Source organism: Streptomyces scabichelini, assembly GCF_011045015.1.
GTDB lineage: Bacteria > Actinomycetota > Actinomycetes > Streptomycetales > Streptomycetaceae > Streptomyces > Streptomyces scabichelini.
Window position 1 is genome coordinate 1 of sequence record NZ_JAAKZY010000061.1, and the last position, 12592, is coordinate 12592.

Annotated in this window: 9 protein-coding genes; 4 read left to right on the forward strand and 5 right to left on the reverse strand. The window is 69.6% G+C overall.

Going from position 1 to position 12592, the window contains the following annotated elements; genetic code table 11:
- Both G5C60_RS20335 and G5C60_RS20340 read left to right on the forward strand, forming a co-directional pair.
- Positions 1–1428, forward strand: a 1428-nt coding sequence (locus G5C60_RS20335; protein ID WP_165261312.1) for an ABC transporter substrate-binding protein, incomplete at its 5' end; no start/stop codon positions are given.
- A 6-nt stretch (positions 1429–1434) separates the two neighbouring features.
- Positions 1435–3264 (forward strand): ABC transporter permease subunit, encoded by a 1830-nt coding sequence (locus G5C60_RS20340; RefSeq protein WP_165261314.1) that lies wholly within the window; start codon positions 1435–1437, stop codon positions 3262–3264.
- Between the two features lie 24 nt (positions 3265–3288).
- Here G5C60_RS20340 and G5C60_RS20345 read toward each other — a convergent pair whose 3' ends face one another.
- Genes G5C60_RS20345 through lat form a run of 3 tightly spaced genes read right to left on the reverse strand, consistent with a single transcriptional unit; the run spans position 3289 to position 8413 of the window.
- Positions 3289–5481, reverse strand: a complete 2193-nt coding sequence (locus tag G5C60_RS20345; RefSeq protein WP_338145874.1) for a transketolase C-terminal domain-containing protein — start codon at positions 5479–5481, stop codon at positions 3289–3291.
- Positions 5478–7031, reverse strand: coding sequence for an aldehyde dehydrogenase family protein (locus tag G5C60_RS20350; RefSeq protein ID WP_165261316.1), 1554 nt, complete (start codon positions 7029–7031; stop codon positions 5478–5480). The genes G5C60_RS20345 and G5C60_RS20350 overlap by 4 nt, the downstream gene beginning before the upstream one ends.
- Before the next feature lie 41 nt (positions 7032–7072).
- The gene (gene lat, locus G5C60_RS20355) at positions 7073–8413 is read right to left on the reverse strand and encodes an L-lysine 6-transaminase (RefSeq protein ID WP_165261318.1); all 1341 of its coding nucleotides are present in this window, start codon (positions 8411–8413) and stop codon (positions 7073–7075) included.
- Between the two features lie 414 nt (positions 8414–8827).
- Between lat and G5C60_RS20360 the strand changes: the two genes are divergently transcribed.
- The gene (locus G5C60_RS20360; RefSeq protein WP_165261320.1) at positions 8828–9541 is read left to right on the forward strand and encodes a GntR family transcriptional regulator; all 714 of its coding nucleotides are present in this window, start codon (positions 8828–8830) and stop codon (positions 9539–9541) included.
- A gap of 32 nt (positions 9542–9573) precedes the next feature.
- Positions 9574–10740 (forward strand): NAD(P)/FAD-dependent oxidoreductase, encoded by a 1167-nt coding sequence (locus tag G5C60_RS20365; protein ID WP_165261322.1) that lies wholly within the window; start codon positions 9574–9576, stop codon positions 10738–10740.
- 448 nt (positions 10741–11188) lie between these two features.
- On the opposite strand, the gene G5C60_RS20370 is transcribed toward G5C60_RS20365, so the two are convergent.
- Positions 11189–11611, reverse strand: coding sequence for a GlcG/HbpS family heme-binding protein (locus G5C60_RS20370; protein WP_165261324.1), 423 nt, complete (start codon positions 11609–11611; stop codon positions 11189–11191).
- A gap of 177 nt (positions 11612–11788) precedes the next feature.
- Entirely contained in the window at positions 11789–12430 is a 642-nt protein-coding gene (locus tag G5C60_RS20375) for a TetR family transcriptional regulator (protein WP_165261326.1), read from the reverse strand.
- Positions 12431–12592 lie beyond the last annotated feature (162 nt).

The following is a 12592-nucleotide window of genomic DNA, read 5'->3' on the forward strand; positions in this document are numbered from 1 at the left end:
GTGTATAAGGGACAGGGCGGGCGGCTGAAGGTCGCGCTCGCGGTGCCGCCGGTGCAGGCCCTGTCGCCGTACAGCAACGACGCCACCGTGCTGAGCAAGCTCTCCGTCGCCGAGGGCCTGACGGGGCTGGACGAGGGCGGGGCCGCCGCACCCGCGCTGGCGAAGTCGTGGACCCGGAAGAACCCCACCACCTGGACCTTCGAACTGCGCAAGGCCACGTTCCAGGACGGCACCGACGTCACCGCCGAGTCGGTCGTGGGCGCCCTCGACCACGCGAACGCCGCCGAGACCAAGCCGCGTGTCCTCAGCGACGTGACCCTGTCCGCGAAGGCGGACGACGCCGACACCGTCACCATCACGACCAAGGCCGCCGACCCGGTGCTCCCGCTGCGGCTGGCCAGCCCCGCCCTCGGCATCCTCTCCCCGAAGGCGTACGGCAAGGACGGCACTGTCAGCCCGGTCGGCACCGGAACGGGCCCCTTCGAGATCACGAAGCTCACCGGGAAGACCAAGGCCGCACTCGACCGCTTCGACGGCTACTGGGGCGGCAGGGCGAAGACGTCCGGCATCGACGTGACCTGGATAGCCGACGGCACCGCCCGCGCCAACGCCCTGCGCGGCGGCGACGTCGACATCGCCGAGTGGATCCCCACCGCCCAGGCGAAGCTGCTGGCCGAGGACGCCCGCCACGAGGTGCCCTCCGTACGGACCGACAGCCTGATCCTCAACACCCGAAGCGGCATCTTCACCGACGAAGCGCTGCGCGCGTCCGCCCGCGAGGCCGTGGACGGCTCCGCCCTCGTCGACTCGGTCTTCGGCGGGTACGCCGACCCCGCACAGGGCCTGTTCGGGCCCGCCGTCTCCTGGGCCGCCGACAACAGGGCCGAGGTGACCGGCCGCGCCAAGGCCGCGACGGCCGCGGAGGTGAAGGCGAACACCAAGGGCAAGGTCCTGCGCCTGGCCACCTACACCAACCGCGCCGAACTCCCCGAGGCCGCGAGCGTCCTCCAGCAGCAGCTGGAGAAGGCCGGGTTCACCGTGAAGCAGGACGTGCGCGAGTACACGCAGATGGAGGCCGACCTCCTCGCCGGGGAGTACGACGCTCTCGTCTTCTCCCGCGTCACCCTGCTCGACACGGGCGACGCCGTCGCCTACCTCGCCAGCGACTACACGAGCGAAGGCGTCTACAACATCGCCGGGCTGAAGGACTCCCAGGTCGACCAGGCCATCAAGTCCGCCGCCGGGGAAGGCGACACGGCGAAGCGGCAGCAGAAGATCATGTCGGCCGAGGCGGAGATCCTGCGCACCGACGCCGTCGTGCCGCTGGTCCACGAGAAGGTCGTCCAGGGCATCGCCGACGAGGTCGAGGGTGTGCTCCTCGACCCCCGCGAGCGCTCCCTGATCGACGTCGACACCCACCTGAAGTAGCGGCTGATGAGCGTCACGCCGGCCGACGCCCGCCCGGTCCGGTGGCGCGCGGGCGCCGGCCGCCTCGCCGCCGGGGGCGCGCTGCTGACGGCCGTGGCTCTGCTGCCCTGGCTGTCCGGGACCGACCCCGCGCTGACGGTCCTGCGGGCCCGCTCCGCCGACCAGGATCCGACCCCCGCGCAGCTGGCCGCCGTACGCGAGCAACTGGGCCTGGACGAGGGCCCCTTCACGCATCTCGCGCACTGGCTGGGCGGACTGCCGCGCGGCGACGCGGGCAGCTCCTGGGTGTCGGGCGATGCGGTCCTGCCCGAGGTGACCGCCGCCTTCGCGGTCTCCGTCACGATGATGCTCGGCGCCCTCGTGGTCACAATCGCGGTCGCCGCGCTGGTCAGCGCCCGCACCCTGTATCTCGGATCCCGGCGGCGACTGCACCGGGGGAAGGCGGCCACCGGGGCCGCCGTCCTCGCCGCGCTGCCCAAGTTCCTCCTCGCCTCCCTGCTCGCCACCGTGTGCGGGGTGTGGCTGGGCTGGTTCCCGTCCCAGGGCTGGGAGGGGCCGCAGTGGATGGTGCTGCCGGCGCTCGCCCTCGGTGTGCCGTCCGGGGCGATGATCGGCGGTCTGCTCGACCAGTCACTGCCCGCCGCCTTCAACGAACCCTGGGCACGGACCTGGTACGCCTACGGGTTCGCGCCCGGCCACGTCGCCCGGCACGCGCTGCGCCGCACGCTGGCCGGTGTACTCCCGCAACTCCTGCCGACCGTCGTGGCCCTGGTCGGCGGTGCCGTCGCGGTGGAGAAGATCTTCAACATTCCAGGGCTCGGCCGGCTCGCCCTGGATGCCGCCGTGGCCCAGGATCTCCCGCCCCTGCAGACCGCGACACTGGTCCTCGTCCTGCTCGGCATCGCCGCCGGCCTCCTCATCCAGGCCCTGCGCCGCGCCCTCCTCGGCCCGGCACTGCGGGACGGCGCCCTGCCCGCCCTGCACGCACCGGACCTCCCACGAGGCCGCTCCACCCGCTGGATCGCCGGAATCTGTGCCGTCACCCTGCTCGCCCTGGTCGTGGCCGGACTGCTGCGTGATCCCCTGCACGTGGACACCGCCGCCCGGCTGCTCCCGCCCTCGGCCGCGCACCCGTTGGGCACCGACGCGCTCGGTCGTGATCTGCTCGCCCGCCTGGGCCACGGAGCGCTGCGCACGGTGGGCACGGCCCTCGCGGTGACGGCCATCTGCACCGTCACCGGGCTGCTGCTCGGCATGGCGGCACAGCTGGGCGCGGGCCTGACGGAAGCGGTGTCGACGCTGCCTGCGGTCCTCGCCGGACTGCTGACGACCGCGGTGACCGGCCCGTCGGCCTGGGGTGCCGCGTGCGCGGTCTGCCTGGTCGGCTGGACCCCCTACGCCGCCCAGTCCGCGGCCCTGCTCGAACAGGAACGGGCCAGTGGCCACATGCTCGCGTCCCTCTCCTTCGGCGCCGGCCCGGCGTATCTGCTCCGCCATCACCTGCTGCCCGCAGTACTGCCCGCGGTACTGCGCAACGCCCTCCTGCGCCTGCCCACCACCGTCCTCGTGCTCGCCTCCCTCGGCTTCCTCGGCCTGGGCGAACAGCCGCCGACCGCGGAGTGGGGCCGCCTGCTGTCGGAGAACCAGCCGTACGTGGAACTGGCGCCCTGGATCGTACTGGGGCCGGCCTGCGCACTCATCCTGCTCGCCGTTCTCGCCGTGTCCGGCACGACGTCGGGACGAGCTGGACCCCGACGGACGGTCCGCTCCACCGTCCCGCGAGGAGCACGTAAGAGCCTCACCGGCGGCGCGAGTCCGGCTTCCGGGAGAATGTGATGGCACACCGGGCCTGACCAGCCGTCACCGGTGAGGATGCGGGCCTGCTGAGAGCAGCTCGCCCGCGGCGCGCTCGACGTCGGCCTCGGACACGAGCACCAACTGCGCTGCGTTTCCCAGCGGGATGAAGCTGTCCGCGCCGGCGACCCTTCGGATCGCGCCGGTGAATCCGGCATCGACCAGGGCGGTGACGACTCCCTCCGACACGCCTCCCGTACGGCGGGTCTCGTCGACCACGAGGACGCGTCCCGTCGCACGAGCCTCCCGCAGCAGATCGTCGACCGGCAAAGGTGCCAGCCAGCGCAGGTCGACGACCCGGCACGCGATGCCCTGCTGCTCCAGCCGGCGTGCGGCCCGAAGCGAGATACGCAGGCCGTTGCCGAATGTCACGAGAGTCAGGTCCGTTCCGGTGCCGTAGGTGCGTGCCTGGCCGATCGGTACGTGCTCTGCGGGTGACGGGTACGCCGCGAGCCAGGCGTTGTCCTCCTCCGCGTGGAGATCTCGCGTGTGGTAAAGCGCGATCGGCTCGACGAAGGCGCTGACCGTTCCGTCCACCTTCCCGGCCGCCACACACGTGCGCAGCATCGCGGCGGCGTCGTCAGGGCGGGACGGCGAGGCGATGACCAGACCGGGAATGTCACGCAGGACGCCCAGCGCGTTGTCGTTGTGGAAGTGACCGCCGAAGCCGCGCTGGTAGCCGTAGCCGGCGATGCGGACCACCAAGGGATTGCGGTACTGGCCCTGGGAGAAGAACTGCAACGTGGCGGCCTCACCGCGCAGTTGGTCCTCGGCGTTGTGCAGGTACGCGAGATACTGGATCTCCGGCACCGGGAGCAGCCCGGACAGGCCCGCCCCCAGCGCGAGGCCGAGGATGGCCTGCTCGTCGAGCAGGGTGTCGAAGACCCGAGCGGTACCGAAACGCCGCTGCAGTCCCCGGGTCAGTCCGTAGACCCCGCCCTTGCGGCCGACGTCCTCGCCGAAGACGACCATCTCCGGGTAGCTGCCGAGCAGGTCGGCGAGTGTGTGGGTGATGGCCTGGGCGACGGTGACGGGCTCGCCCACGGGCACCGCGGGTGGTTCGCTCGTACGGCGTGCCGAAGCCGCCACGAGGTCGGGACGGCGGGGTGCGATGGGGGCGGCGATCTGCGTGGCGGTGGTCAGGGACTCACTCTCGAGGGCTTCCTTGGCAACGGCGAACACCCGTGCGCCTACCTCGTCGTACCGGTCGAGAACCTGCTGCTGGTCGAGAACGCCTGCCGCTGTGAGCAGCCGGGCGGTGGCCAGCAGCGGGTCGCGTCGCAGATCCTCGGCGACTTCCGAGGGCATCCGGTAGGCGGCTTCGGCGTCCGAGCCCGCATGGCCGAGGAATCGCACCATCGACAGGTGCAGGAACGCAGGTTGCCGGCGCTTGCGTACATGGGCCACTGCCGCGCACGCGGTGTCGAAGGCGGCCGACGGATCACATCCGTCCGCGGCGAAGTAGGCGAGAGAAGGCCGGTTGCCGTAGGCGCGCCGCACCCAGTCGTGCGGTGTCGGCACGCTGATCCCCAGGCCGTTGTCCTCGCAGACGAACAGCACGGGCATCGGGAGGCCCTGGTAAGCCGCGTGGCAGGCGCTGTTGATGGCGCCTGCCGCCGTGGAGTGGTTGACCGAGGCGTCACCGAAGGAGCAGCAGACGACAGCATCGCCTGGCCAGGCGCACTCGGCCCCGAGCCTCTTGGCGCGGGCGATGCTCCACGCCACCCCGACCGCCCGGGGCAGGTGCGAGGAGATCGTCGACGTCTGCGGGATGACGGCCAGTTCGCGGCGCCCGTACACCTTGTGCCGTCCACCGGCGATCGGCTCGTCGGCCCCGGCGGCCACCCCCAGCAGCATGTCCCTGACCGCGTCGACGCCGCCGGCCTGCCGGGCGCGGGCGCAGTAAAAGGCGCCGGACCGGTAGTGCAGCAACGCCGGGTCGGTGGGGCGCAACGCGAGGGCGAGTGCGGCGTTGCCTTCGTGCCCGCTCGATCCGATGGTGTAGTAGCCACGGCCCTGCTGCTGCATCCAGCGCGCGGCGGCGTCGGTGTGCCGGCTCTCCAGTTGGGCGTCGAACAGGTCCAGCGCGGTACGGGTGTCCAGTCCGCCGCGTTGCAGCCGGCTCGCCGCCTCCGTTCTTCCGGCCGGACCGGCCACCGCCTCGCGGAAGTGCCGGTCCAGGTCCTCGACGCCGTTCACAGGCGGAACGACAGGTCGGGCTCGAGCGTGGCCACGTCCATCTGCGCTTTCTGCAGACGGCCGGAGTGGTCCCAGTTCATCGACTGCCAGCGGGTGAACTGGTCGAGGACCCACTGCCCCGACTGGCGACTGCCGTTGCCCGACTTGCCGTTGCCGCCGAACGGAAGGTGCGCCTCGGCTCCGGAGGTGGTGTTGTTGACGCTGACCATGCCCGCGGAAGTGCCGCGCCGGAACGTCCACACCTCGTGCGGATCGGTGGTGTAGATCGCGGCGGACAGCCCGTAACCGTGGGCGTTGGCCAGATCGAGGGCCTCGTCGAAGTCCCGGTAGGTGGTCACTGAGACGATGGGGCCGAAGGTCTCGGTGAGGAACAGGTCGTCGTCGCGGCGCACTCCGTCGACGATCACCGGGTGGTAGAACATGCCCGCTTCGGGGTCCCCGACGAAGCCCTTGCGCGGGTTGCCGGCCGTGATCCGCCCGATGCCGTCGGAGCCGTACGTCCGGTGGTGGTCCTTGATCCACCCGAGGAAGGTCTCGTAGCGCTGTGCGAACCGCTCGTCGAGCATCGGGCCGTAGAGGACGTCCTCGAACGCGTCGCCGATCCGGGCCGCACGGCTCGCGGCGTCGAAGCGGGCGAGGAAGTCCTCGTGCACCGACTCGTGCACGACGAGCGTCCCGAGGGAGGTGCAGCGCTGCCCCGCGGTGCCGAATCCGGAGAACAACGCGCCCTCGACCGCCAGGTCGAGATGTGCGCTCGGGGTGACCACCTGGGGGTTCTTGCCGCCCAGTTCCAGGCATGGGGTCTGCAGGTGGCTTCCGCACAGGGCGCCGATCTTCCGGCCGACGAGCGTGGACCCCGTGAAGCCGACCTTGTCGACAAGACCGGCCTCGAGGGAGGCCTCCAGACCGGCGTACGTCTGCTCCCCGTCGGCGAGTACGAGGTTGAGTACGCCGTCGGGGAGGCCGCCTCCGTGCACGAACAGCTCGAAGAGGGCCTTGGCGCTCGCGGCGGCGTACTCGGCGGGCTTCCACACCACGGTGTTACCGGTCACGAGCGCCGGCACGAGGTACCAGGACGGCACGGCCACCGGGAAGTTGCCCGCGGTGATCACCGCGACCGCGCCCATGGGGTTGCGGAAGGTGAACAGCTGCTTGTCGGGCATCTCCGAGGGCACCGTCTGCCCGTACAGCCGGCGGCCCTCGCCCAGGAAGAAGTCGCAGGTGTCGATGATCTCCTGGACCTCGCCGAGAGCCTCCGCGAACGGCTTGCCGATCTCTTCGGTCACGATGCGCGCGAGCCGGTCCTTGTTGGCCTCGACGAGCCGGCCGATCTTTCCGATCGCGGATCCGCGCACCGGCGCCGGGGTGTCCGCCCAGGACCGCTGAACCGCCGTCGCGGCCTCGGCGGCCGCGACGAACGTCGAGGCGTCCCCGAGCGAGACCTCGGAGACCAGCTCGGCGGTACGACCGGGATTGGGCCGCTGAAGGGTCCCGCCGGGAGCGCCGGCGACCGGGTGGCCGGCAACGACCGAGGCGACGGAACGTGCCATGACTTTGCTCCTTGTCCGCTGGGAATCCGCTGGTACGGGGATCAGTGCAGACCGGCGAGCACCCGGTCCAGGGCCCGCAGGGCGACCCCGAGCTCGTCCTGGGTGATGGACAGGGCAGGACGGAAGCGCACCGAACGCTCACCGCACGGCAATGCGATCACCTGCTCCTCGGTGCGCAGCCGGCGCACCACCTCGTCGCGGACGCCGCTGTCGGTCAGATCGATGGCGCTCATCAGTCCGCGCCCCCGCGAGTTGGACACCACTGGTGCGTGTCGGACTTCCAGATCACGTAGTCCCTCCAGGAACCACGCTCCCACGGCGGCGGCATTGGCCACCAGGTCGTCTTTTTCGATGATCTCCAGGATGCGGCGTGCCCGGACCATGTCGACCAGCCCGCCTCCCCAGGTGGAGTTGATCCGCCCGGAGACCCGGAAGACGTTGTCGGGTACCTGGTCGACCCGGCGGCCGGCCATGATCCCGCCCAGTTGGACCTTCTTGGCGAAGGCGACGATGTCCGGCTCGAGGCCGAGCTGCTGGTAGGCCCAGGTGGTGCCGGTGATTCCCACCCCGGTCTGCACCTCGTCGAGGACGAACAGTGCGTCGTATTCGTGACAGAGCGCCTGCATCGCCTGCAGGAACTCCGGACGCATATGGTTGTCGCCGCCCTCACCCTGGATCGGCTCGGCGATGAAGCAGGCGACGTCGTGCGGGTTGTCCTCGAACGCTCGACGCGCCTGCTCCAGGGCACCTCGCTCGGCCTCCTCGACCTCGGCAAGGTGGCTCTCGAGGGGGAACCGCACAGCGGGCACGTCGATGCGCGGCCAGTCGAACTTCGGGAAACGGGCCGTCTTGGCGGGCTCGGTGTTGGTCAGCGAGAGGGTGTAACCGCTGCGGCCGTGGAACGCCTGCCGAAGGTGGAGCACCTTGGTGCCGAGATCGGGTGAGCGGCCTGCGGCCTCGTTGCGGCGGCTCTTCCAGTCGAACGCGGCCTTGAGCGCGTTTTCGACGGCGAGCGCCCCGCCCTCGACAAAGAACAGTCTCGGCAGGTACGGATCACCCAGCACCCGGGCGAACGTCTCGACGAACTCGGCGTAGTGCGTGGTGTAGACGTCCGGGTTGGCGGGCTTGTTCGCCGCCACCTGCGCCAGCAGGGCCATGAACTCCGGATCGTCCACGATGCCCCGCGCGTTGAGCCCCAGCGGAGCGGACGCGAAGAACGAGTAGAGGTCGAGGAACTTCTCACCGGTGCGCGCATCGACGATCCACGAGCCCCGGCTGGTGAGCGGGTCGAGCACAAGTTTGAAACCGTCGGTCAGCACATGGCGGCCGAGTCTCTCGTGCACCTCGTCCGGGCGGACTGTCGACGCAGCAGCAACCGTCATGGAGCACCTACTCTCGATAGCCGTTCGCAGAACATTCTTCGCCAAACACGAGAAGCAGCGAGATTATTTTAGGTAGGGCGCGACAACAGCCGCAAGGTTTCGTTCACTGATGGACGCTCGTAGCCCACATCGACCGCCGATTGCAACGCCGGTCCCGTTCCTGTCGGCACCGGCCTTCCTCTCCGAAAGGCGACTGCCGAGCAGATCTCAGTATTGACCGGTCAATTGAGTCATTGTACGGTCTTATCATTGACGCGGTCGCCGCGCAGATCAGGCGGGAGAACGCATGACGAATCGGCGGAGGCGGGCCCGATCACCACCCGCGACCGGCGTTCCGGAACGCTCCATATGCCCCGAAGAACTGGCTGGTCAGCCCGCTCTTACCAGTCAATTCACTGAATGTACGGTCTAGGCATGACCGTGCCGCTTTACGTACAGATCAGGCGAGAGATCGAAGCGAAGATCCGAGCCGGGGACCTGCCCCCTGGCGCGCGACTGCCGACCGAGAAGGACCTCTCCACCCAACACGGCGTCAGCCGTGCCACGGCCCAACGCGTCCTCAACGACCTGGCCGAGGCGGGACTGGCGATCCGCCGACGGCGCCACGGAACCTTTGTCGCGGACGTGACACGGCAGATCAATCTGCTCAACTTCGTCACCCCCGCGGCAGCCGCGAAGGGCGTACCGGGCAGACACGAAGTCGTTTCCTCGCGGATCGTCAGGGCCGCCGACGCCATCCTGACTCTCCCCGGCGCCTCCGCCGACACGGCCGTGGTGGAACTGGTCCGCCGCAAGCTCGACGTGCGCGAGGAGCCACAGTCGGTCGAGCGGCACGTAGTCCTCTTCGCAGTGGCCCCCGACCTGCTGAACGAGAACCTCGAAGACCTCGTCACCCTCCCGTATCTCCAACGCAGAGGAGTACCGATCGACGCGATCCGGCTCTACCTCGACCCGGTGACCCTCGACGAGCACGACGCCACCCTGCTGCACAGCGAGACCGGAACGCCCGCGCTGATGAGACGCAGGGAGTTGCGTGCCGATGACGGAAGCACCGTCGAGGTGGTCACGACCCTCGTCCGTCCCGGAACCGCCGAGTTCTTCCTGGAGCTGCCCGTCCCCCCCATGTGAGCAGCGTGTCGCTGCCGGAAAGGAATCACGCAATGAAGGTCATCATCATCGGTGCCGGCGTGCTGGGCGTGAGCGTCGCGAGACAGCTTGCCCTCGCCGGCGAGGACGTTCTCCTGCTCGATCAGCGGGGAGCCGGCACCGGTACGACAGCGACCACCTTCGCCTGGACCAACTCCAGCCGGAAACCCGACCCGGACTACCACCGGCTGAACCTCGCGGGGATGGAGGAGCACGCCAGGCTGGCCGAGCAACTGCGCGGCGCGCCGTCGTACTTCCCCAGCGGGGCGCTGCAGTGGGCGGACGCCGCAAACGAGCAGAGGCTCGCCGGCAACGTGGAGCGTCTCCAGGCCATCGGCTACCCCGCTCACTGGGTCACGCCCGACGAAGCAACGCGGATCGCAGGCGACCTCCGCATCCCGGCGACCATCACGTCCGTCGCACACTTCCCCAGCGAGGGATACGTACTGCCGGAGCTCTTCGTGAACAACCTGCTGGCGGATGCCGAGCAGCACGGAGCCAAGTGCGCGATCGGCGAGGTCGTGGCCATCGACGACAGGCCTGACGAAGTAGCCGTCACCCTGGCCGGAGGCGAGGTCTGCAGGGGCCATCGAGTCGTCCTGGCGGCAGGCCGCTGGACAGAACGGCTCGCCGCACGGGCCGGGATCGACGTTCCCATGGTGACGGACACCGGTCGCGGAGCGCAGACCGTCGGTCTGCTCGGGTACGCCAGGTCCCCCGGACTCGACCTGCGCTGTGTGATCCACAGCCCCGGCCTCAACCTCCGCCCCGCAGCCGACGGGCATACCGTCCTTCAGGCTCTCGATCTGAACGCTGACGTCGATCCGGCAGACCCTCCGTCCATGGACGGGGACCTGGCAAACACCCTCGCTCGGCGATTCTCCGCACTGCTGACCGACCCGAGCCGGGCACCGAAGATCAACCTGCGTATCGGCTTCCGGTCACTGCCCGCGGACGGCCACACCGTCGCCGGCTATGCCTCCGCGCAGTCCCGCGTCTACTGCCTCGTCTCGCACAGCGGGGTGACCTTGGCGCCGATTCTGGGACGCCTGGTCGCGGCCGAGATCACAACCGATCAGGAACAGGACCTCCTTCGGTCCTTCCGGCCCACACGCTTCACCGACGTACGGCGCTCGGACATCGAGGTAGACCAACACGCCACCAACCTGGGTGAGCAATAGCCGCCCGTGCCGCCTGAACAGGCGCCGATGAGCGGCGTGCTCAACCCCGAAGACCGGAAACGACCCACACAAAAAGGGCCCCGCAGGCGCAGGAGCTCACCCGAAGGGCTTGGGGACAGTAATGCGCCATAGCCGGCCGTCGGCCAACACTCCCGCTGGGCATCCTTGAGGCCCTGAAGATCCACGCAATGGTCTGGCCGGCTCCGTGTCGGAGTGTTCTCGGTGCGGATGCACGGACGCGGCCGCCTTGATCCTGCCCAGCCTCGCGAGACGACGAGCCGACGCCCTCTTCGCGATGCTCCGCTCCGCGACGGCACCTTCTACGACCCTCAACCCGCCCCCACGGGTTGACGAAACCCGAACCGCGTGTGCGTCGGAGTAGCCATACCCAGGTCGCGACGACGGCAGCGACGTTCAACACAGCCGCTGCACCGACCAGGAGGAAGACCTACGCAACAATCTTCGCGACGGAATCGCGAGCCTGCTGCGCGATGCGGTCGTCTGTGGTGTCGTCCGCCCCTCCCACACCGATGGCGCCGATGACCTCCCCGTCGGCCGTCACGATCGGCACGCCGCCGGCGACGGGCAGAAGGTTGGAATCGACCAGATGGGGAGGCGCCACCTGCATCTGGGGCGACGCGGCGAAGGCCGCGAACTTGGCTGTGGGGACACCGCTCACGGCCGAGGTGTAAGCCTTGCGTCGCGCGGTCTCCACGCCAAGGAGCCCGACGCCGTCGTCACTGAGCAGAACCTTCGCGACGCCACTTCGGTTGACCACGACAGCGCACACCTTGTGCCCCTCGGCCCTTCCTGCTTCCAGAGCGGCGAGTGCGGCGCCGTGCGCGATCTCGTAGCTGAGGGGCTCTCGCATGGAGCGGTTCCTTCCCTTGACGACCGAAGAGTCATCGACCGGCCGTCTTCCGCGGTCTTCTTGGGCACCCTCGGTCCAGGCGTTCGCCGACCCCGGAGGCGCCAGGAGCTCGCTCAGTATGTCGCCGCCCGGCGCGAATGTGAAGGGGGAATCGCATTCACATCGAGGGAGGAGGACTCACCGCGCAGCCGTGCCGAGCAGGTACAGGCAGGCGACGTCCACCAGCTCGTCGGTGAGCTGACGCCACGTCAGAGGCCGGTCGGACTCGAACACTTCGCCGTACAGCACGCGGTTCTGACAGGTCCCGTAGATCAAGCGATAGACGACATCCAGGCGCACCTCCGGCTCCGGCGCGTCGATCGTCGGCACGATCGGCTCCAGGAACTGCCGGAAGACACGGCCGGCATCAATGGCAGCCTCGGATCCGACCCGAGCCACTGCGGGATCGGTGGCGCCCGCAGCCAAGAAGACGCGCATCAGGCGCTCGTGCGCTTGATATGTCTCGGTGAGTCCGGCGACCGCCGAGGCGACCAGCGCGGCCGGATCCGTGCGCAGCGGAGTGAAGCGGCGAATGATGTCAGCGCGAAACTGATCGATCATATCGTGCTGCAAAGCCGCGGTCAGACGGTCCTTGTCGCCGAACCGCCGATAGACGCTGCCCACCGAGACGCCCGCCCGGGAAGCGACGGCCGCGACGGTGAGCGCCTCGGTACCACCCTCTTCGAGGAGGGCCGTGCCTGCTTCCAGGATCCGCTGCTGGGTCAGCCGGCTGCGCGCCTGTTGTGCCGGCGGCAGATCGAGCGACGGTTCGGTACTCACCGCCCCAGCGTATACACCGCCTGCAGCCCCTCCGGCAGCCCCGGTACGCGGCACCGCCCGGCCGCGATCGGCGGTGCACCTGGGCGGCATCCTGCCCAACCAGGCCTTCCGCCGGTCGACCACTTCCCCGGCCGACGAGCACCTGAACGTGACCCTTGACGC

Coding starts and splice junctions, on each gene's coding strand:
- G5C60_RS20340 (WP_165261314.1), top strand. CDS start 1,435: ATGAGCGTCACGCCGGCCGACGCCCGCCCGGTCCGGTGGCGCGCGGGC.
- G5C60_RS20350 (WP_165261316.1), bottom strand. CDS start 7,031: ATGGCACGTTCCGTCGCCTCGGTCGTTGCCGGCCACCCGGTCGCCGGC.
- lat (WP_165261318.1), bottom strand. CDS start 8,413: ATGACGGTTGCTGCTGCGTCGACAGTCCGCCCGGACGAGGTGCACGAG.
- G5C60_RS20360 (WP_165261320.1), top strand. CDS start 8,828: ATGACCGTGCCGCTTTACGTACAGATCAGGCGAGAGATCGAAGCGAAG.
- G5C60_RS20365 (WP_165261322.1), top strand. CDS start 9,574: ATGAAGGTCATCATCATCGGTGCCGGCGTGCTGGGCGTGAGCGTCGCG.
- G5C60_RS20370 (WP_165261324.1), bottom strand. CDS start 11,611: ATGCGAGAGCCCCTCAGCTACGAGATCGCGCACGGCGCCGCACTCGCC.